Below are 21,633 nucleotides of genomic sequence, written 5' to 3'. Positions count from 1 at the left end.
CGACGCCGGTAGCACCGTGGCAGACCACCAGACCTCCCAGGGTAAGACGCGCGACCTTCCTCCCACCTACCCGCCGCATTTACTATCGCCCCTTCCGGATAGCTATGGGGCTTTGAGGATCATTGCACTCTCGCCCGGGTGCGATAGCCTCGTATGCGATTTCTGTTCGTCGGGCCGGGAGTTTGCCTTCAGCTTCCTTCGGATTCTGCCTTGCGGCAGACACCCTTGCTGTTCAGCTAACGGTTCCCGCTATCAGGGTCCGTAGGGGACTTTCACCCCCAAGTCATCCTGTGAGGCACCACCCTCAGGAATAGCGCCAGTCAAGGCGCTGCGCGCCATGCCTGGCGCACAACAAAAAAACCCCGCAAGAAATCTTGCGGGGTTTTGCGTGACTAAGCGCTTATAAAAAGCGCTTAGCAGGCGCGTTTAGCCGAGCAGGTGCTCAACGGCAGCGCGCTCTTCACGCAGTTCTTTTTCGGTGGCTTGCATCTTCTCTTTGCTGAACGCGTCCAGTTCGAAGCCTTGGACGATTTCATATTTGCCACCCTGGCAGCGCACCGGGTAGGAGTAGATGATGCCTTCGGCAATGCCGTAGCTGCCGTCGGAGGGAATCGCCATGCTGACGATGCCGTCGCAACCCAGCGCCCAATCGCGCATGTGGTCGATGGCAGATGACGCAGCAGAAGCGGCAGAGGAAGCACCGCGCGCTTTGATGATGGCGGCACCGCGCTGCTGTACAGTCGGGATGAAGTCGTTTTCGTACCAGTCACGCTCGACCAGATCGAAAGCGGCTTTGCCGTCGACTTTGCACTGGGCCAGATCCGGGTACTGGGTGGCACTATGGTTGCCCCAGATGATCATGTTTTCGACGTCAGTGACGTGCTTGCCAGTTTTCTGAGCCAGCTGGGTCAGCGCGCGGTTGTGGTCCAGACGCGTCATGGCAGTGAACTGACCAGCGTCCAGATCCGGCGCGTTGCAGGAAGCAATCAGCGCGTTGGTGTTGGCCGGGTTGCCGACGACCAGCACTTTCACATCACGGCTAGCATGGTCGTTCAGTGCTTTACCCTGTACAGAGAAGATCGCGGCGTTGGCTTCCAGCAGATCTTTACGCTCCATACCCGGGCCACGCGGACGTGCACCTACCAGCAGAGCGAAGTCAGCATCTTTAAAGGCAACGTTCGGGTCGTCGGTGGCAACGATGTCTTGCACCAGCGGGAACGCACAGTCGTTAACTTCCATCACGACGCCGTTCAGCGCGTCCATCGCTTGAGGAATTTCGAGAAGCTGGAGAATGACAGGCTGATCCGGCCCTAGCATGTCGCCAGCGGCAATACGGAAAATAAGAGAGTAGCTGATCTGGCCGGCACCGCCGGTAATCGCAATACGTACTGGATCTTTCATCATTGCTCCTTGATGGTTCGCCTAATGGAGGTTCGCCTGGTAAAGAATAGCGCCATGATGGTATGCCCAGACGCTCAAAAACTCAATCAGACATGAGACGACTACCCATTTGCACGCGGGCTTGATACTCGCTGAAAACGGCCAGTTACGCTATGGTGTGACGGGCTGCGGTACCATCCTTACCGCGCTATCTATTTTGTCATTCCCTTGGAACAGTGACTTTCCATGCGACGAATTCCCCCCTCTTACGCGCTGGCTAGCCTGCTGGTGCTGGCGTTAGTGGTATGGCTGGCCGTTGGCGATTTTCAGCAGTTTCAATCTTCACCTCCTGAAAGCACAGCAGAGCAAGCCGAGGCCCTCCCCCGCGTCGAGGTAAGCACTCAGCAGAGCACGCCGTATATTCCCCAGCAGGTGCTACAGGGCCAGCTCACCGCTGAGCGTGAGACAGTGCTGCGTGCCAACGTCGCGGGTTACGTCGCAGAGAAGCCGGTCAAGCAAGGAGAGAGCGTGCGCCAGGGCGAAACGCTACTAGTGCTGGATAACGATGCCCTGCCCGAACGCTTGCGGCAGGCCAGAGATGAACTAGCGCTGGCCGAAGCCGAGTACGCCGGTGCCCAGAGCCTGCGCCGTCGTGAGCTAATTTCCCAGCCGGAGCTGCTGCGCCTGCAAAGCGCGCTCAGCGCCAGCGCGGCGCAGGTGGCGCAGCTAGAGAAACAGCTGCAAGACACCCGGCCCACTGCCCCATTTGACGGCACCCTCGACCGAATACAGGTAGAGCTTGGCGACCTACTCCAGCCAGGCGAAGAGTGGGCACGCTTGATTGATGATCGCCGCCTAACCGGTACCGCCTGGGTGTCACAGCAGCAGATAGGTGCTTTAAGCGTGGGGTTACCCGTGACGGCCCGTCTACTTAACGGTGGATCGCTCGCTGGCGAAGTGAGCTATATCAGCAGCCGTGCAGAAGAAGCGACCCGTACGTTCTATATCGAAGTAGCACTCGACAACCCCGAGCGCCTGCGCTTAGCGGGAGGCAGTGCAGAGTTCACGATCACATTGCCACCCCGCCAAGTGCACACCCTTTCGCCTGCGTTATTCAGCCTTGACGAGCGCGGCCAGTTAGCCATCAAGCACTTGGATGACGAGGATCGTGTCGTGCAAACCGCCGTCGAGCTAGTTAGCGCCGATACCCAGCGCGCCTATGTCAGCGGCCTGCCCGACCCGGTCACCCTCATTACGTTAGGGGCTGGCTTGGTCCGCCCCGGCGAAGCAGTAACCCCCGTGCCTGCCCAGGAAGGTGGACATGCGCCAGTTAATTAATGCCGCCCTCACCCATACCCGTACCACACTGCTGCTACTGGTAGGGCTGCTACTGGCGGGCACGGCCGCATGGCAGGCGATTCCCAAAGAAGCCAACCCCGACGTGACGATCCCGATTATCTACGTATCTCTCGCGCTGGAGGGCGTCAGCCCCGAAGATGGCGAGCGTCTACTGGTCCGCCCCATGGAGCAGGAGCTGCGTGGCATCGAGGGGCTGCGTAAATTCACCGCTCAGTCCAGTGAAGGGCACGGTTCGGTGACGCTTGAGTTCGACCCTGGTTTTGACCCAGACACCGCGCTGGCCGATGTGCGCGAGCGCGTCGATATTGCCCGCAGCAGCCTGCCCGATGAAGCGGAAGAGCCACGGGTGATGGAAGTTAACGTCTCCGAGTTTCCCGTTCTGAGTATCGGCCTCTCCGGCGATCTGGATACCCGGGAGCGGATGACGATTGCCCGGCGCTTGAAAGAGGAAATCGAAGGCATCGCCGATGTGCTCGAGGTAGAGATTGCTGGCGAACGGGAGGACCTGTTGGAGATCGTCGTCGACCCGCTGGTGCTGGAGAGCTACGGCGTTGATTTCGACACCCTGTTCAATCAGATATCACGCAATAACCGCTTGGTCGCCGCAGGCAGTCTGGATACGGGCGCGGGGCGTTTAGCGTTAAAGGTTCCCGGCATTATTGAGTCGTTAAACGACGTGATGAACATGCCGGTGAAAGTAGAAGGAGATCAAGTGGTCACCTTTGGCGATGTGGCCTGGATTCACCCCACCTACAAAGAGGCCGAAGGATTTGCCCGTATTGATGGCCAGCCCGCCGTGGTGCTGGAAATCTCCAAACGCGCTGGGGCCAACATCATCGCGACCATTGAAGCAGTGCGAGAGCAGTTGGCACTCGCGGAAGACCTGCTGCCCGAACAGCTACGGATAACCACTATTCTGGATGAGTCGGTTACCGTGCAGAACATGCTCTCGGAGCTGCTGAATAACGTGTTAACCGCCGTTGTGCTGGTACTCATCGTAGTGGTGGCCGTGATGGGCTGGCGGATGGCACTGCTGGTAGGGCTGACCATTCCAGGAGCGTTCCTCACCGGCATTCTGCTGGTGTGGGCGTTTGGATTTACGCTCAATATTGTCGTGCTGTTTGCACTGATTTTGGTCGCGGGCATGCTCGTGGATGGGGCTATCGTCGTCAGCGAGTTGGCCGACCGGCATCTGCACGACGGCCAAGCGCCGCATCAAGCGTGGCTCGATGCCGCCTCACGCATGAGCTGGCCGGTCATCGCCTCTACGGCAACGACACTCGCCGTGTTCATCCCGCTGCTGTTTTGGCCGGGCGTGGTGGGCCAATTTATGAAGTACCTGCCCGCCACGGTGATTCTATGCTTGCTGGCCTCGCTGGCCATGGCGCTGGTGTTCTTGCCTACGCTGGGCCGGTTGTTCACCCGCACTTCGCACGCTAGCGGCTACGGGCCGATAGACGAAAGCACGGCGCTAGGCCGCGGTTACCGTCGGATACTGAGCCGTCTCCTGCAGCACCCAGCCTGGGTACTGCTATTTGCCGTACTGCTCATTGCACTGCTGTACACCGGCTATGCACGCTTTAACCATGGCGTAGACTTTTTTCCCAGTGTCGAGCCGGACAGCGCCCAGGTACTAGTACGCGCCCGTGGCGATTTTTCGGCGGAAGAAACTGACGCGATATTGCAGCGCGTGGAGCAGCGCTTGGGTGGTATGGGGGAAGTGGAGGCGCTCTACGCCCGCTCTTACGCTGTGCCCGACCAGCAAATGGGTAGTGATGTAATTGGCATGCTTCAGTTCCAGTTTATCGACTGGTATCAGCGCCGTCCTGCTCGCACCATTCTGGCGGATATGGCTGAGCGCACCCAGGATATCCCAGGCATTACCCTGGAGTTTCAAGAGCAGGAGATGGGCCCCGGCGGCGGCAAGCCGATTGTGCTGGAGGTGAGTGCTACCGACCCGGACATTGCCGATGCAGGGGTTGATCAAATCACGGCGATGATGCGCAACCTTGGCGGCTTTACCGATATTCAGGATAACCGCAGCCTGCCGGGCGTCGAGTGGCAGGTGCATGTGGATCGCGAAGCCGCTGCCCGTATGGGAACCGATATCACCACCATCGGCAGTGCCGTTCAACTGCTCACCACCGGGCTTCAGATCGCCTCTTATCGTCCGCCCACGGTGAACGATGAAGTGGATATTCGGGTGCGACTGCCGGAGAACTGGCGCACATTGAACCAGCTTGAGCGTTTGACGATTAATACCCCTCGCGGGCAGGTGCCTATTTCGCACTTTGTGGAGATTACTCCTGCACCAAAAGTGGGCACGCTTAACCGCATCGATGGCCGCCGTGCTATTACGGTGGAAGCCGACTTAGCTCCAGAATTCTTGGCCGATGAGCGGCTGCGCGCTCTATTGGACGCTGGCCAAGGCCAACTGCCCGACGGTTTGATGGTTAACGTCGCCGGTGAGCAAGAGGATCAGCAGGAGTCGATGCAGTTTCTGGTCAGCGCTTTCTTGGTTGCGATTGGCTTGATGGCACTGATTCTGGTGACGCAGTTCAATAGCTACTACCAAGCCGCGCTGGTACTGTCGGCGATTGTGTTCTCAACGGCAGGGGTATTGATGGGACTACTCATCACCGGCCAAGCGTTCGGCATTGTGATGGTAGGCATGGGGGTGATCGCGCTGGCAGGGATCGTGGTGAACAACAATATCGTCTTGATCGATACCTATAACGAGCTGCGCGCCGAGGGCATGCCCCCCGCTCAAGCGGCCTTGGAAGCAGGCTGTTTACGCCTGCGCCCGGTGCTACTCACCGCGATTACGACCGTACTGGGGTTGATGCCGATGGTGTTGGGCGTCAACGTCAATTTGTTTGCCCCGGCATTAGGTTTCAACGCCCCGTCTGCCCAGTGGTGGACACAAATGTCCAGCGCGATTGCCGGTGGGTTGACGTTCGCCACCTTCCTCACCCTGCTGCTCACCCCCTGCATGCTGGTGATTGGCGGCCGCTTACGGCGGGAGAAAGATCTCGGTTGAAAACGCGCCCCACCCCGCTACGGGCAACCCCATTTGCATCGTTGGCGCCGCACCCGTAGCGCGGCGTAAGCGGAGCGCACCCGCGAAGCAACGCGCAGAGCGTTGCCGATGGGGGCGCCGGGGGTGGTGGTGGCGTTTTATCGTACGGAAGCGTGCTGGGTTCGGTGGCGTTACCGGGGCGGCTGGCGCCGCCTCCGCGGGTGCCTCTTTCGCTCGTTGCTCTCGCTCTTTCGTTACGCCGCGCTACAGGGGCGCGGCATTAAGCGGGAGATTTGATCTGCTGGGGGCTGTGGGCTGCATGGAGGCGTGCGATGAGCTGTTCCTCCAGGGCGAAGCGTTCGGTGAGCCCTTTGGCGAGACGGTCAATCCAAGCGGGTAACCGCGCTAGGTTTTGTTGGCAGCGCACCGGGGATACGAAGTCTTCATCAAACTCCAGCACCATGGCAGTAGACATTTCCAGGCGCTCTAGCAGTTGTGCGGCAATGTGAAGCGCGCTTTCGTCATTAAAAGCTTTCGCTTCTTCCGCAAGCTGCGGGTAAATCTCAAAGTGCCCAGCACTGATATAGTCCATCAGCAGTTCGCTGAAGGTATCAATGCGCGCTTTGCTCACGGCTTCCAGCTCCGCATCGCAGGCTTCTTTTAGTTCAATAAAGCTCACGAGTAGCGCGCGACGCTGATCAAGCCAGCGATCAATTAAGCTGTGTACGCCTCCCCAGCGCTCCAGGGCATTTTTGCAATCTTCGAGCATGGGGCTTTCTCCTTGCAGATAGCCGCCTTGAACAGGGCTAGACTCGCTTTTCCTTCTGCCTCTGTCAATCCTGGCGGGAATGATTTCCTTGATACTGGAGAGTACGTCTTCGATAGTCAACGCTTGCGTTAGACAGCCGTCGATAGATCGGCTGCCTAACGACTAGGCTAGCGCTTGATGGCTAGCCACAGCATACGCAGCGGCGCCAGGGCCAGCACCAAAAAACCGATCAGCGTCCAGGCAGGCAGTGACAGCCCCAACAGCATGAAGTCGATCTCAGCGCACTCCCCAGAGCCGGTAAGCACCATGGCGACGACTTCCTGCATAGGCAGGATATCCATCATGTAATCCAGCCCTGGGCCACAGCTAGGCACCTCATCTGCTGGTAAGCCCTGCAGCCATACATGACGCCCGGCGATAAAGGCACCGGTGCCCACGGCAGCTAACCCTAACAGGCCATAAATGCCTCTACCCACGCCCCCTTTAGGGTTGTGAATGGCTGCCACAGCTAGCACTAGCCCGGCGGCGATAACCGCTACTCGCTGAAAAATACATAGCGGGCAGGGCTCTAAGCCCACAATATGCTCAAGGCTCAGCGCTACGGCCATCATCAGAACGCAAAACGCGACACCGGCGAGTGCCGTCGGACGAATGGCTGATGATGTCATTGCGCATCCTCGGGTGGCAGTGCAGAAAGCGCCCGAGACTCTCGCGCTTTGGTGAAATAACTCTCTAGGAACTCGCTAAAGCTCTCTTGGTCGGCCTCCTCAATATCCCGCTGCTGCTGGTGAGAGGTGTCGATCAGTTGAGCGAGTAGCGCTTCGCGGGAACGCAGCATCGGCGTGGCTTTTAGCTTATCGGCTTGGGCCTGCGCCATGCTCAGTAGCGTGTCGCTTAGTGATCCATTGCCCTCTTGCAAGCGCGCCAGCATTTGCGCCGAGGGGGTCAACGAAGGATCTTTCAAGCGTGGTGCAAGGGCTTCAAGCGCTGCTGCATGGGGCTCCCCCTCCTCGACAGCATCCAGCAAGCGTGCCACCTCAGCCATTTCAGCAAAAATTTGCTCGCCCCAAGCAGGCAGCGTGACCGATTCCCCATTGCGAGTTAGGCGCAGTTCCGGGTCGCGGCCGCGCTCTACGACCAGCCGACGATTATCGTCTAGGCGGTCACACTCCTCATCGGAAATCCAGGGGCTGTCGCTGAGTAGGCACCACATCAGGAAGGTGTCGACAAAGCGCATCTGGGATTCCGTGACGCCCAACGGATCGAACGGATTGAGATCCAGGCAGCGCACTTCGATGTATTCGACGCCCCGGGCCTCCAACGCCTGGCTTGGCGTTTCGTTGTGCTTGGCTACGCGCTTGGGCCGAATATCGCTGTAGTACTCGTTTTCGATCTGCAGGATATTGGCGTTAAGCTGCTGCCACTCGTCGCCGTTTCTCACGCCCAGCGCTTCGTAGTCCGGCCAGGGGGTGGAAATGGCATGGCGCAGCGTGTTGACGTAGTTCGACAGCGAATTGAAGCAAATTTTAAGCTGCGACTGCACTTTGTTCTGATAGCCAAGATCCGACATACGCAGTGTAGTGGCATAAGGCGCGTAATAGGTATCGTCGCTGAGCGGCTGTAGCTTATCCGGCACTTGGCCATTCGGCAGGAAGCTTTTGTCTATCGCAGGAGACGCGCCAAACAAGTAGAGCAGCAACCAACTATGGCGGCGGAAGTGGCGAATCATCCCGAAGTAGCGGGTCGAGCGGTAATCGTTAAACGGGATGTTGGTGGCTTTTTCCATTTCCCGCAGCGCGTGCCACATATCGTCCGGCAGCGACACGTTGTAATGCACGCCCGCGATGGCCTGCATAATACGGCCATAGCGTACGTCTAAACCCTTACGGTAGACATGCTTCATGGTACCGACGTTAGAGCTGCCGTAATCCGCAATGGGCACACTATCGTTACCTGAAAGCCGCGAGGGCATGCTGCCCGGCCAGATCCACTCGTTTTCCAAGTGGTGATAGGTAAAGGTGTGCAGATCAGATAAAAACGCCAGCGCCTCTTTAGGCTCGGAGTACACCGGAGTGATGTACTCCAGTAGCGCCTCTGAGTAATCGGTGGTGATGTGCGGATGAGTCAGTTTTGACCCCAGCGCCTGCGGATGAGCCGTTTGGGCAATATGGCCGTTGGCATCAACACGCAGACCCTCTTTCTCTAGCCCGCGACGCAAGCGCCCTAAGCGCCCAAGTCGCGCGCTTGGCAGCAGCCGCTCTACCTGGGCGGTGAGCGAAGATGGCACAGTGAGAGGTTCAGACAAGGTGAACACTCCTTGTTAGTAAGACCTGCATTAAGCAGGCTTTGTTGAAGTCAGCTGGCATCGCCATAACCATTACCCTGCTTTCTAATCGAGAATAGAGAGCAGGATATGGCGACAATGGTTAAATATTCAAGACGCGCGACTATTTGCCCCGCTTGGCTTTCATCAGCGCAGCCCCAAGCGCACCCATCGCAGCAGGGGGTTCGCTCTGCTGATTGCCCTGGCGCTGCCCGCCTTGGCGGCTGCTGCGAGTGGGTTTGCGCGGCGCTGCCGAGGCAGTACTGCCTGGTGCTTCGGGCTGTTCCGGCTCGTCACCCAAACGCATGGATAGCCCTACCCGTTTACGCGGAATATCCACGCTCATCACTTTCACCGTGACGATATCGCCCGCCTTAACAACGCTACGCGGATCATCAATAAAGCGGTCGGAAAGCGCCGAGATATGCACGAGGCCGTCTTGGTGAACGCCGATATCCACAAACGCCCCGAAGTGGGTCACGTTGGTGACGGTGCCTTCCAGCACCATGCCGAGCTTTAGGTCTTTGAGGGTTTCGACGCCCTCTCGGAATTCAGCGGCTTTGAACTCTGGGCGCGGGTCGCGGCCGGGCTTATCCAGCTCTTTGAGGATGTCGCTCACGGTGGGCACACCAAAACGCTCGTCGGCGAAGTCGGCGGGCTTGAGTGCTTTCAGGGTCGTGCTGTCGCCAATCAAACCTTTCACATCACGGCTATTCTGCTTGGCGATGCGCTCCACTAGCGTATACGCCTCGGGGTGAACGGCACTGGCATCCAGCGGGTTCTCAGCATTGCTAATACGCAAAAAGCCTGCGCACTGCTCGAAGGTTTTCGGGCCAAGGCGGCTCACTTCAAGCAGCTCTTTACGGCTCTTGAATGCCCCCTGCAGATTGCGCTGAGCGACGATATTTTCGGCAATAGCGGCGCTTAGGCCTGCCACACGGGAAAGCAGCGCGCTGGACGCGGTATTGAGATCCACGCCCACGGCGTTAACACAGTCCTCAATCACGGCTTCCAAGCTGCGAGAGAGCTGCACTTGGGAAACATCGTGCTGATACTGGCCCACACCAATGGATTTGGGCTCGATCTTCACCAGCTCGGCCAAGGGGTCTTGCAAGCGGCGGGCAATCGAGACAGCGCCGCGAATCGTCACGTCGAGATCCGGGAGTTCGCGCGCGGCGTACTCGGATGCCGAATACACCGATGCGCCCGCCTCGGATACCATTACCTTGCTCAGCCGATGGGCTGGGGCCAGCGCTTTTACTAGCTCGCCCGCGAGCTTGTCGGTTTCGCGGCTGGCGGTGCCGTTACCTACCGCGATCAGCTCCACACCGTGCTGTTTTACTAGCTTGGCCAGCACGTTAAGGGATTCATCCCAGTGGTTTTGCGGCGCATGGGGGTAGATCGTTGCTTGGTCAATAAACTGACCGGTGGCGTCGATCACCGCTACTTTACAGCCGGTGCGCAGGCCGGGGTCTAATGCCAACGTGACTTTCTGCCCGGCAGGCGCTGCCAGTAGTAGGTCTTTCAGGTTGGCGGCAAATACGTCGATGGCGGTCTGCTCGGCGTGTTCACGCAGGCGGCCCAGTAGTTCGGTTTCCAACGCGGTGTAAAGCTTCACGCGCCAGGTCCAGCGAACTACTTCGCTTAACCATTTATCCGCCGCGCGTCCCTCATCACTAATGCCTACTTGCTTGGCAATCGCCACTTGGGCGGGATGAATGGGTGCGTCGTCTTCGCCCGGCAAACGGATCGCTAGGCTTAAGATGCCTTCGTTGCGGCCACGGAACATGGCCAACGCCCGGTGCGAGGGCACTTTCGCCAGCTTTTCGTCGTGCTCGAAGTAGTCGGAGAACTTCGCGCCCTCCTGCTGTTTGCCATCCAGCACGCGCGCACTGAGCTCGCCCTCTTGCCATAGCCGCTCCCGCAGTTGACCAATCAGCTCGGGGTCTTCGGCAAAGCGCTCCATCAGAATCTGCTTGGCACCATCCAGCGCCGCCTTGGCATCTTCAATGGCGGGGATATCCCCTTCGGCTTCGCGCAGGTATTGAGCGGCTTCGCTTTCGGGGTCAAGCGTTGGATTCGCTAACAGCGCATCCGCCAGCGGCTCTAACCCGGCTTCACGGGCAATTTGGGCTTTAGTGCGGCGCTTTTTCTTGAAGGGGAGGTATAAATCTTCCAAACGCTGCTTGGTATCGGCGGCTTGAATGGTCGCTTTGAGTGCGGGGTCTAACTTACCCTGCTCATCGATGGCGGCCAGTACCGCTTCACGACGCTCTTCAAGCTCGCGCAGGTAGCGCAGGCGTTCGTCCAACTGGCGAAGCTGCGTATCATCCAGCGCGCCAGTGACTTCTTTACGGTAACGGGCAATAAAAGGAACGGTAGCGCCACCATCCAGAAGCTCTACCGTTGCGGCGACTTGTTCAGGCCGGACGCTTAGCTCTTCGGCCAAGCGTGCAGTAATGCGTTGTTTGACATCCATAACGTGCAACTAACTCATGCAGCATTCGAGGTGCCGACAAGGTACCACAAACCACCTAGACTGGCATGGATTGCCCGCTACCCCTATCTTCACCTTCCCTCTACCTCTGCCAAGCTCACCTACCACACTAGCGGTGAAACTGCTTTTCTCGTTCCGGCTGCCAAAAAATAGCGTCTATGCGCAGTCTTACATTAGCGTTATTAGGCAACGGCCACTCAATCTCATCCCCTACTTTTAAACCGATTAACGCCGCTCCAATGGGTGCCATGACAGAAATTCCGTCAGCCACACTTGCTAAAGCGTGAGGGTAGACCAGCGTCCTGACCATCTGACAGCCACGCGTCAGGTCCGTGAAGCGGATTTGGCTATTCATGCTTACCACATTGTCAGGTATGTCCTGTGGGTCTAATACCTCACCACGCGACAACTCTTCTTCCAGCAGTTCTGCCACCACTTGATCTTTTTCAGACGCGTGGTCAATCAGTCGCTGCAGACGCTCAGCATCCAGCCGATTAATGATAATGGGAGGCCGCTGCCCCATGGTCACTCTCCTTAAGAACATGCCAACCAATGCAAAAAAGCCCTTCCCCGGGGTGGGAAAGGACTGCGTATTGCTGCTACACGCAAACTCGTTGATTTAAAGCCTTAGGTGACACCCTGCTCAATCATGGCATCCGCCACTTTGCGGAAACCGGCAATATTAGCGCCTAGCACTAAGTTCTCTGGTTCCCCAAATTCCTTTGCTGTCTCAGCACACTGCCGATAAATATCCGCCATAATGCGCTGTAGCTTTTTATCCACTTTTGCTAACGGCCATTGCTCCATACTGCTATTTTGCGCCATTTCTAACTGACTGGTGGCCACGCCACCTGCATTAGCCGCTTTACCTGGACCATAGGCTAATTTAGCGGCAAGAAAGTGCTCTACTGCCGCTTTGGTGGAGGGCATATTAGCCCCTTCGCTTATGCAGCGAACGCCATTTTCAATCAGCACCTTGGCGTCGCATTCCGTTAGCTCGTTCTGGGTGGCACAGGGAAAGGCGACATCTCCCTGAATACGCCAGACGGCATGACCATCGCTCGGATAATCATGCGCAGGCACATATAGTGCTTCCGGGCGCTCACGTAAGTACGCCTCTAGCGATACCCGTTCGACCTCTTTTAAGCGCTTTAAAAGCTCAAGATCAATCCCGCTAGGGTCATGGATCGTACCGCGAGAATCACTGCAGGTAATGGGCCGCGCGCCCAGTTCATAGAGTTTCTCAATGGTATAAATCGCGACATTACCTGCGCCAGACACAAGGCAGGTTTTGCCTTCTAGCGTTTCACCACGAGCTGCCAGCATGTTTTGGGCAAAATACACCGCGCCATAACCCGTCGCCTCTTTACGGCCCAAAGAACCACCCCAAGACAAACCTTTTCCGGTCAGGACCCCTTCATAACGACCGGTTAACCGCTTGTACTGGCCAAATAGGTAGCCAATTTCGCGTGCACCAACCCCGATGTCCCCGGCAGGAACGTCGCTATTTGGACCTATATGACGGTACAGCTCCGTCATAAAGGATTGGCAAAAGCGCATGATTTCGTTGTCCGACTTACCTTTTGGATCAAAATCAGAGCCACCTTTACCACCACCAATAGGTAAGCCGGTAAGGGCATTTTTGAATATCTGCTCAAAACCTAGGAACTTGATGGTGCCTGCTGTCACGCTAGGGTGAAAGCGCAGTCCTCCTTTATAAGGCCCCAGTGCGGAGTTGAACTGCACACGATACCCTTTATTCACCTGGACGCGGCCAGCGTCATCCAGCCAGCTGACACGAAACATAATTTGCCGTTCAGGCTCAACGATCCGTTCAATAATACTGTGCTGGTGATAGTGTGGTGTGCGCTCAAACAGCGGTCGCAGGCACTCAAGCACTTCTTCCGTCGCTTGATAGAACTCAGTTTGGGCAGGGCTACTCTTAGCAAGTCGCGTAAGCGTGTCGTGAACATAAGGCATGGAAGTGTACCGTTCCGTGTAAAACTATCGTTATGCTGGCCAGCGCATAGCCACATTTAACTGTGGGAACGAATTCCTGCATACCCTATGCAGGTTTGGTATGGCAAAAAAACGCCTGCATAGAGACTAAAGTCTATGCTTTATTGCTCATTTATGGTGCATCTATAATTTCTAATCAATGGTAATTAAACGATTCACGCAGGAACAAGGCAGAGTGCAGCGCTGTTGTTACTTATATACCCACCCTCAATCAGGCGAGGGTTTACGCGGTTTTGCGAATAAAAAAGGGGCAGTGCCGTGGCACTGCCCCTTTCTAGCTAGCTCTTCCCAGCGACGCTTGTAAGTACCTTTTTAGATACCTTTTAAACCTTAGGTGAGCTGTGGGCCTGCCTGGATAATGGCTTCGTTAACGCCTTCAAACTTCTTGAAGTTCTCAACGAATTTAGTGGCCAGCTCTTGCAGGTGGCGGTCATAAGCGTCGCGGTCTGCCCAGGTCTCGCGAGGGTCGAGCAGGCTGGAGTCTACGCCCGGCACGGCTACCGGCACCTCCAGGTTTAGGCCTTCAATGTGCTTGGTTTCTACATCGCGCAGAATGCCAGACTGAATCGCGCTGATGATGGCGCGAGTGGTCGGAATGGAGAAGCGTGAACCGCCTTCACCGTAAGCACCGCCGGTCCAGCCAGTGTTGACCAAGTAAACCTGGGCGTCTTTCTTCTCAACGCGCTTGATCAGAAGGTCGGCGTACTCACGGGCCGGACGCGGGAAGAATGGAGCGCCGAAACACGTAGAGAACGTCGCCGCCAAGCCTTCGGAAGAACCCATTTCGGTGGAGCCGACTTTCGCCGTGTAGCCTGACAGGAAGTGGTAAGCCGCCGCTTCTTTCGACAGCACGGAGACCGGCGGCAGCACACCGGACATATCGCAGGTCAGGAAGACGATGGCATTAGGCTCGCCTGCCAGGTTTTCTGCAACGCGCTTCTCAACGTGCTCCAGCGGGTAGGCAGCACGAGAGTTCTGAGTCAGGCTGTCGTCGGCGTAATCCGGCTCGCGACGGTCGTCGAGTACGACGTTTTCCAGCACGGTGCCAAACTTGATCGCATTCCAGATGACCGGCTCGTTCTTCTCAGAAAGGTCGATGCACTTGGCGTAGCAGCCGCCTTCCATGTTGAAGACAATGCCGTCGCCCCAAGCGTGTTCGTCATCACCAATCAGGAAGCGCGCTTGGTCAGCAGACAACGTGGTTTTGCCGGTGCCAGAGAGGCCGAAGAACAGGCAGGTTTCACCATCTTCGCCCACGTTAGCCGAGCAGTGCATCGGCAGCACGTCGGAAGCGGGCAGCAGGAAGTTCTGCACAGAGAACATGGCTTTCTTCATTTCGCCGGCGTAGCGCATGCCAGCGATCAGCACTTTACGCTCGGCAAAGTTGATGATGACGCAGCCATCGGAGTTGGTGCCGTCGCGGTTCGGGTCACACTCGAAGCCTGCGGCGTTAAGAATGGTCCACTCTTCTTTAGCGGCTTGGTTGTAGGCCTGAGGACGTACAAACATGGTGCGACCAAATAGGTTCTGCCAAGCGGTTTCAGTGGTCACGCGTACCGGCAGGTAGTGAGTGGCGTCGCTGCCCACGTGCAGCTCAGAAATGAAGTGCTCGCCGTTACTCAGGTGATCTTCAACCCGCGCCCAAAGAGCTGAGAATTTTTCAGCGTCGAAGGGGCGGTTAACGCTGCCCCAATCAATGCTGTCACGGGTGGAGGGCTCATCGACGATAAAACGGTCTTTCGGTGAACGCCCGGTGCGTACGCCGGTGTTGACTACCAGGGCTCCGTTCGCCGCGAGGCGACCTTCACCACGGGCCACTGCGCGCTCGATCAGTTCGGCGCTGCTGAGATTAACGTGGGCTTGGGGAGCGGCTTGAGTCGTGGTCATGTCGATTCCTGGGTCTCTAATTTACCGGGCGTCACCGACGCCTTGAGAATCATCCTAGCCTGTGGCATTGCGGTCACAGCAGGCTAGGTGCGCTGAAGTTTGGCGCATTATGGCAAAAAGAAAGCCCCCGGGAAACGGGGGCTTTTACCAAATATCTTGTAGTTAAACTACTACAATGACACTACATTTTGTGTTGCAGCGCAGTATATTTTCAAACACCTGTTTGGCTTTTCGCCATCAAACGGTGCGGTGCGCGGGGTGCAGCATCCCGCCCCAAACGCACCCTCGTCAGGTGCCGACTACACAATTAGTGAATCACCGGCGGTGGCGCGCCTGGGTCCTCCAACAAAGTTTCAATATCCGCTGCGGTGTAGTGATATTTCGTATGACAAAAGTGACATTGGGTATCAATCGCGCCCTGTTCGCGCAAAATATCCCGAAGTTCATCCTTGCCAAGGGTGTAGAGCGCATAACTCATGCGCTCCCGCGAGCAGGTGCATCCAAAGCTCAGCGCTTTGGGGTCGAAGACCCGCACGGTCTCTTCATGATAGAGGCGATACAGCACTTCTCGCTGCTCTAAGCCCAGCAGCTCTTCTTGCTTGATAGTATCGGCTAGGTGAACGCTGCGCTCCCAGGCGTCTACATCCTGGTTTTGCGACGCATCCGGTAAGCGCTGGAGAAGCAGCCCTCCTGCCCGTTCGCCGTCAGCAGCTAGCCAAAGCCGCGTGGGCAGCTGCTCCGACTGGCCGAAGTAGGCTTCCAGACAGCCGCCCAGAGTATCGTGATCCAGCCCGACGATGCCCTGATAGCGATGCCCCTCTTTAGGGTCTAGGGTAATCACGATTTGGCCGTCCCCTACCAGCTCGCGGAAGCTAGCGTGTTCGCTGGGCAGTGCGGCGTCTTCGGCAATACGTGCAATGGCCCGCAGCTCGCCGCCGGGGTTGGACTCTGCCATTAACAGGGCGAGCACTCCCTGGCCGCGCACTTCGATACTGAGCGTACCATCCAGCTTAACGGTATCGGTCAATAGGGCGACCGCCGCTAGCAACTCACCCAGCAGTTGGTTAACTGCGGGTGGGTAGGCGTGGCGGTCGAGCACTTCGTGGTAAGCCGTGCTGAGCGTAACGATCTCGCCACGCACGTTAGTTTGGTCAAACAAAAAGCGTTGAATTTGATCAGACATAAAAAGACCATGGGAGGAGAAGTAGGAGGAGAAGTAATAGGAGAGCACAGCAGGGTAAGCGGCTGCTTACTCCCCTTGCTGGCGCTGGAAGCGCTGGATATCGCGCCGCTGTTTTTTATCAGGGCGTTTAAGCGGGTGCTGCATGGCTTCGTTGGTTAAGCGGCGCGCTTCGGCCTCTTTGGCACGACGTTTAGCGCTATCTTCGGTTTCCGCATAGAGCTTACGCGCTTCCGGTGCGCCTCGACGCTGGTCGGATAGCGCGGTCACTTCCACCTCGAAGATATCCCAGCCTTGCGGCACACGGATCAGCGCACCCAGCTCAACGTTCTTACTGGTTTTTACACGAGCTCCGTCGTAATGGACTTTGCCGCCTTCAATGGCTTTTTTGGCCAGAGCACGGGTTTTAAAAAACCGCGCTGCCCATAACCACTTATCCAAACGAACGCTGTCACTCATTCACGCCCTCCTAATGTATGTGAGGCCAGGTTTATGAACTCAGATGTGTGAGCGTTACCCTGGCAACTCTGCGGGTAGCAGCCGGGCAAATCGGTCAAGGGCAATAAATTCCTGTAGTTCTTTCTCTGGGCGTTGGCTGTCAGGCTGTTTAATCCCTAACAGATGCTTGATGCCAAACTCGCGAGCGCTCTCTAGCACCCGGGCATTATCATCAATAAACAGGGTGCGTGCGGGGTCGAATGGCTCGCGTTCTTGAAGTGCAAACCAGAAGGCTTGCTCCTCTTTCGCAGCCCCCACGTCTTCTGATGAGATGATGGCGTCTAGGTAGTTTTCCAACCCTGTCAGCGGCAGTTTTAATGCTAGGCTGGCGCGGTCGGCGTTGGTAGCGAGCACCACGCGAGGATGCGCTTGCTTGAGCCATGTCAGAAAGTCCAAAGCATCGCTGCGTAGCCCAATCAAGTGCTGCACTTCGCGCTTGAGGGCAACGATATCCACGTTCAGCTCGCGGCTCCAGTAGGCAAGGCTGTACCAGTTCAGTGTGCCCTGCTCACCCATAATGCGTGCTTTGAGCGCATCCTGACTGGCTTGGTCTAGCTGGTGCAGCTCTACGTAGCGCCGCGGCAGGTGCTCAAGCCAAAAGTGGCTGTCGAAGTGAAGGTCTAGCAGCGTGCCGTCCATGTCGAGTAGGACGGTATCGATCTCGCGCCAATCAATCATTGCCGCTCCAGTCTTAAAGAGTAAGCGTGCTATTGTAGCGTAACCCGTTTTTTGCAGCCACGGAGGCATGATGTCACGCGACGACACAACAACAGGCGATACGCTAACCGGCTATCCGCGCAAGCCGCAAATCTTAGGCCGCCAGCGCGTCGCCCAAAGCCGTCTATTTCAAATTGAGTCACTGGATTTGCGCTTCTCTAATGGGGAAGAGCGACAGTTTGAGCGTTTGACGGGGGCTGATCGCGGTGCGGTGATGATTATTGCCATGCCCGACCCGGACCATGTGCTGCTCATTCGGGAGTATGCTGCGGGGTTCGAAGATTATGTGCTGACGCTTCCCAAAGGCTTGGTCGACCCCGGCGAAGACATAGTCACCGCCGCCAACCGCGAGCTGATGGAAGAGTGCGGCTTCGGCGCGCACCGCATGGAACCCTTAGTGGAGCTTTCGCTAGCGCCCAACTACATGCGCCACCGCATGCAGGTGTTGATGGCAACGGACCTCTACCCCAAACGCTTACCGGGTGACGAGCCCGAACCGCTGATTGTAGAAACCCATGCTATTGAAGAACTTCCTGCACTACTCTTGCGCGAAGACTTCCACGAAGCCCGCGCCATCGCCGCGCTCTATATTGCGCGGGATAAACTACGCGAAGAGAAGCGCCGTGGCGGGATGGATTTGCTCTGATACCTGCCCCTCGTACCGCTTTACTGTAAGAAATACAGCATTATTTCCCATTTACGCTTAGAGCCATCTTCGGCACCCCTAACGGGGTGCTTCGCGGGTGCGCTATCGCTTACCACGCGCTACAAGGTGCCTATCTTAAGTACTTGGAGCTCCGTAGCGCGGCGTAACGAATGAGCGAGAGCAACGAGCGAAAGAGGCACCTGCGGGGGCGGCGAGTAGCCGCCTGGAAGGTGCCACTGCTGAGTTGCTATAGGTGGTGTTTTAGCGGGATCCAGCGGCGTTGGCGGTGGCTGTCTAGGCCAGCTTCGAGGAGCGCCATGCAACGCAAGGCGTCATCGATATCCACGGGAAGCGGCGCTTTATCACGAATCGCCGCGCTTACCCCTTGGTAATAGGCGAGATAGTCGCCGGGCAATGTGGGGTGGTCGTGACGGACAAGCGGTGCGTCTTCACCCTCTCCCTCGCGCAGGGTCAGCGTTCCAGGGCTATCTTCTCCCCAGGCTGAAGACGGCGTTTCCCCGGCTTTCAAACGATCTTCCTGCGGGTCTAAGCCGTACTTGATATAGCTGCCTTTGGTGCCATGGATGCGGTAGCGCGGCGTGGGTTCTGCCACCAGCGTACCGGCGCTTAGGCTGACGCGGCAGCCGTCGTATTCCAGCAGCGCGAGGAAGTCGTCATCGGCTTTGGCTTCGTCGCGCCGCACGCCGAGCTCTAGCAAAATGGCGTTGGGCGTGCCGAATAGCTCGCAGGCCTGATCCAGCAGGTGCGGGCCTAGGTCGTACCAAATACCGCCCCCTGGAGTGGCTTTTTCCCGCCAGCGGTCGCGCACTTCAGGACGAAAGCGATCAAAGCGCGACTCAAAGCCGGTCATCCGCCCCAGCGTGCCTTCCTTTAAGAGCGCCTGAATGGTCAGGAAGTCGCTATCCCAGCGGCGGTTATGAAATACCGAAATCAGCCTTTCCTTATCCACCGCCAGGGCTTTTAGCTGCTTTGCTTCTGAGAGTGTGACGGTAAAGGGCTTATCCACCACTACATGTTTGCCCGCAGCGAGCGCCGCTTTGGCTAAGGGGAAGTGGGTATCGTTCGGCGTGGGAATCACAATGAGATCAAGGTCTGGGCGCTTACATAGCGCCAGCGCTTGGCTCTCTATTTCCACATTAGGCAGATCCGCCTTCACCTTGGCCGCATCGCTTGAGGAAACGGCTACTAAATCCAGCCCTTCGGTCGCTTGAATCAAAGGAGCGTGAAACGTCTTGCTCGCAAACCCATAGCCAACAAGGCCAACGTTGATGATCGCCTTCATTACAATCCTTAGTCGATGTGACGGTTCAGGTTGGCAAAAAAACAGCCCGCACAAGACGGGCTGTTGGACGGAGTGATTAATCCAGCTTGGAGAGGTCGCGCACCGCGCCTTTATCGGCGGAGGTGGCTAATAGCGCATAGGCTTTAAGCGCGGGAGTGACCTTGCGCGGGCGCTGTTCGACCGGCTTCCAGGCGTCTTTACCCTTGGCTTCCATGGCTTCACGGCGTTTAGCCAGCTCGGCATCGCTGAGTTGCACGTTGATGGAGCGGTTGGGGATATCGATCAAGATGGTGTCGCCTTGTTCGACCAAACCAATCGCGCCCCCTGCTGCCGCTTCCGGGGATACATGCCCAATCGACAGGCCTGATGTGCCGCCAGAGAAACGACCATCGGTGAGCAGCGCACAGGCTTTACCCAAGCCTTTCGATTTCAGGTAAGAGGTCGGGTACAGCATCTCCTGCATACCGGGGCCGCCTTTGGGGCCTTCGTAGCGGATGACGACCACATCGCCCTCTTTCACTTTGCCATCTAACACGTTGGCCACCGCTTGGTCTTGAGACTCCACCACGTGGGCTTTGCCTTCAAATACCAAAATGGAGTCATCAACCCCTGCGGTTTTCACCACGCAGCCATCCAGCGCGATATTGCCGTAAAGCACGGCCAGGCCGCCCTCGCGGGAGAACGCGTGCTCCAAATCGCGTATACAGCCGGTGGCGCGGTCGCCATCCAGGCTTGGCCAGCGGGCGCTTTGGGAGAAAGCGGTTTGAGTCGGTACACCGCCAGGGCCAGCCTTAAAGAACTCAACCACTTCTGAGCTAGGCGAGCGCATGATATCCCACTCTTCCAGCGCGGCCTTTAGGCTATCGCCATAGACAGTGGGCACAGAGGTATCCAGCACGCCTGCCCGGTCCAGCTCACCCAAGATGGCCATAATGCCGCCGGCGCGGTGGACGTCTTCGATATGGTACTTCTGGGTATTAGGAGCCACTTTACACAGCTGCGGCACTTCACGAGAAAGGCGGTCGATATCCGCCATAGTGAAGTCAACTTCTGCTTCCTGAGCGGCTGCTAATAGGTGAAGAATGGTATTGGTGGAGCCGCCCATGGCAATGTCGAGCGTCATGGCGTTTTTAAACGCCGACTTATTGCCAATCGCACGGGGCAACAGGTGAGCCTCGTCACCTTCGTAGAAACGTTTAGCGAGTTCGACAATACGGTGACCGGCATTTTCGAACAGACGGCGACGATCGGCGTGGGTCGCCAGGACGGTGCCGTTACCCGGCAAGGCCAACCCCAATGCTTCGGTGAGACAGTTCATAGAGTTGGCGGTGAACATACCTGAACAGCTGCCGCAGGTGGGGCAAGCACTGCGCTCTACTTCCGCCAGCGTTTCATCATCCACACTGTCATCGGCAGCCATGACCATTGCATCTACCAAGTCTAGGCCGTGGTTGAGCAGCTTGGTTTTACCGGCTTCCATCGGGCCGCCTGATACAAAGATCACCGGAATATTGAGGCGCATCGCGGCCATCAGCATTCCTGGGGTGATTTTGTCGCAGTTGGAGATGCACACCAGTGCATCGGCGCAGTGGGCGTTACACATGTACTCGACGCTGTCAGCAATGATATCGCGGCTCGGCAGCGAATAGAGCATGCCGTCATGACCCATGGCGATGCCATCGTCCACGGCGATGGTGTTGAACTCTTTGGCTACGCCGCCCGCTTTTTCAATCTCACGCGCCACCAGTTGGCCCATGTCTTTTAGATGCACATGACCGGGTACAAACTGGGTGAAGGAATTGGCGACCGCAATAATCGGCTTATGAAAGTCGTCATCTTTCATACCGGTGGCACGCCAAAGGGCACGGGCGCCAGCCATATTGCGGCCAGCGGTGGTGGTACGGGAGCGATACTCGGGCATGGTGTCCTCTACATCTTTATCATGGCCTGCCGCATACATGGCGGCAGGCAGTTGAATCCAGCGGCCTTAGATTGTGGCATGAGCGCACCGCCGAGACTAGATGTAGAGGACAACC

16 protein-coding genes are annotated in these 21,633 nt (G+C 57.2%); 3 read left to right on the top strand and 13 right to left on the bottom strand.

Features of this window, described 5'->3' with window-relative positions; genetic code table 11:
- Nucleotides 1-426: 426 nt before the first annotated feature.
- A complete protein-coding gene (locus BMY49_RS11435; RefSeq protein WP_016913321.1) occupies nucleotides 427-1,401 on the bottom strand; it encodes a malate dehydrogenase in 975 nt (324 codons plus the stop codon).
- A 225-nt stretch (nucleotides 1,402-1,626) separates the two neighbouring features.
- Here BMY49_RS11435 and BMY49_RS11430 point away from each other — a divergent pair, with 225 nt between their 5' ends.
- Both BMY49_RS11430 and BMY49_RS11425 read left to right on the top strand, forming a co-directional pair.
- The gene (locus tag BMY49_RS11430; RefSeq protein ID WP_044630361.1) at nucleotides 1,627-2,718 is read left to right on the top strand and encodes an efflux RND transporter periplasmic adaptor subunit; all 1,092 of its coding nucleotides are present in this window, start codon (nucleotides 1,627-1,629) and stop codon (nucleotides 2,716-2,718) included.
- Complete coding sequence (locus BMY49_RS11425; RefSeq protein WP_062374995.1) at nucleotides 2,702-5,779, top strand: efflux RND transporter permease subunit; 3,078 nt, start codon at nucleotides 2,702-2,704, stop codon at nucleotides 5,777-5,779. Before BMY49_RS11430 ends, BMY49_RS11425 begins: the two co-directional genes overlap by 17 nt.
- 259 nt (nucleotides 5,780-6,038) lie before the next feature.
- On the opposite strand, the gene rsd is transcribed toward BMY49_RS11425, so the two are convergent.
- The 10 genes from rsd to yrfG all read right to left on the bottom strand — a co-directional run bounded on the left by rsd (nucleotide 6,039) and on the right by yrfG (nucleotide 17,609).
- A complete protein-coding gene (rsd, locus tag BMY49_RS11420; protein WP_044630363.1) occupies nucleotides 6,039-6,527 on the bottom strand; it encodes a sigma D regulator in 489 nt (162 codons plus the stop codon).
- Between the two features lie 167 nt (nucleotides 6,528-6,694).
- A complete protein-coding gene (locus tag BMY49_RS11415) occupies nucleotides 6,695-7,195 on the bottom strand; it encodes a disulfide bond formation protein B (protein ID WP_044630364.1) in 501 nt (166 codons plus the stop codon).
- The gene (gene gshA / locus BMY49_RS11410) at nucleotides 7,192-8,832 is read right to left on the bottom strand and encodes a glutamate--cysteine ligase (RefSeq protein ID WP_044630365.1); all 1,641 of its coding nucleotides are present in this window, start codon (nucleotides 8,830-8,832) and stop codon (nucleotides 7,192-7,194) included. The genes BMY49_RS11415 and gshA overlap by 4 nt, the downstream gene beginning before the upstream one ends.
- Before the next feature lie 142 nt (nucleotides 8,833-8,974).
- Entirely contained in the window at nucleotides 8,975-11,329 is a 2,355-nt protein-coding gene (locus BMY49_RS11405; protein ID WP_089675606.1) for a Tex family protein, read from the bottom strand.
- Between the two features lie 127 nt (nucleotides 11,330-11,456).
- Nucleotides 11,457-11,870, bottom strand: coding sequence for a nucleoside diphosphate kinase regulator (gene rnk, locus BMY49_RS11400; protein WP_054641305.1), 414 nt, complete (start codon nucleotides 11,868-11,870; stop codon nucleotides 11,457-11,459).
- Nucleotides 11,871-11,974: 104 nt separating this feature from the next.
- Entirely contained in the window at nucleotides 11,975-13,327 is a 1,353-nt protein-coding gene (gene gdhA / locus BMY49_RS11395; protein WP_062361754.1) for an NADP-specific glutamate dehydrogenase, read from the bottom strand.
- A 369-nt stretch (nucleotides 13,328-13,696) separates the two neighbouring features.
- A complete protein-coding gene (locus BMY49_RS11390) occupies nucleotides 13,697-15,253 on the bottom strand; it encodes a phosphoenolpyruvate carboxykinase (protein WP_054645145.1) in 1,557 nt (518 codons plus the stop codon).
- A 307-nt stretch (nucleotides 15,254-15,560) separates the two neighbouring features.
- Nucleotides 15,561-16,436: an Hsp33 family molecular chaperone HslO gene (gene hslO, locus BMY49_RS11385; protein WP_044630369.1), complete on the bottom strand. Its 876-nt coding sequence runs from the start codon at nucleotides 16,434-16,436 to the stop codon at nucleotides 15,561-15,563.
- A 66-nt stretch (nucleotides 16,437-16,502) separates the two neighbouring features.
- Nucleotides 16,503-16,892: a ribosome-associated heat shock protein Hsp15 gene (gene hslR, locus BMY49_RS11380; RefSeq protein ID WP_044630370.1), complete on the bottom strand. Its 390-nt coding sequence runs from the start codon at nucleotides 16,890-16,892 to the stop codon at nucleotides 16,503-16,505.
- 54 nt (nucleotides 16,893-16,946) lie between these two features.
- Nucleotides 16,947-17,609: a GMP/IMP nucleotidase gene (gene yrfG, locus BMY49_RS11375; protein WP_089675605.1), complete on the bottom strand. Its 663-nt coding sequence runs from the start codon at nucleotides 17,607-17,609 to the stop codon at nucleotides 16,947-16,949.
- Nucleotides 17,610-17,679: 70 nt separating this feature from the next.
- Here yrfG and nudE point away from each other — a divergent pair, with 70 nt between their 5' ends.
- Nucleotides 17,680-18,294 (top strand): ADP compounds hydrolase NudE, encoded by a 615-nt coding sequence (gene nudE, locus BMY49_RS11370; RefSeq protein WP_044630372.1) that lies wholly within the window; start codon nucleotides 17,680-17,682, stop codon nucleotides 18,292-18,294.
- A 247-nt stretch (nucleotides 18,295-18,541) separates the two neighbouring features.
- Here the strand turns inward: nudE and BMY49_RS11365 are convergent, their stop codons facing one another.
- Nucleotides 18,542-19,597, bottom strand: a complete 1,056-nt coding sequence (locus tag BMY49_RS11365; protein ID WP_089675604.1) for an oxidoreductase — start codon at nucleotides 19,595-19,597, stop codon at nucleotides 18,542-18,544.
- A 76-nt stretch (nucleotides 19,598-19,673) separates the two neighbouring features.
- Nucleotides 19,674-21,518, bottom strand: coding sequence for a dihydroxy-acid dehydratase (ilvD, locus tag BMY49_RS11360; RefSeq protein ID WP_089675607.1), 1,845 nt, complete (start codon nucleotides 21,516-21,518; stop codon nucleotides 19,674-19,676).
- Between the last annotated feature and the right edge of the window lie 115 nt (nucleotides 21,519-21,633).

This window comes from Vreelandella aquamarina (genome assembly GCF_900110265.1).
Taxonomy (GTDB): domain Bacteria; phylum Pseudomonadota; class Gammaproteobacteria; order Pseudomonadales; family Halomonadaceae; genus Vreelandella; species Vreelandella aquamarina.
Note: the sequence above shows the minus strand (reverse complement) of the source record. Positions and strands in the feature narration are given on the sequence as shown.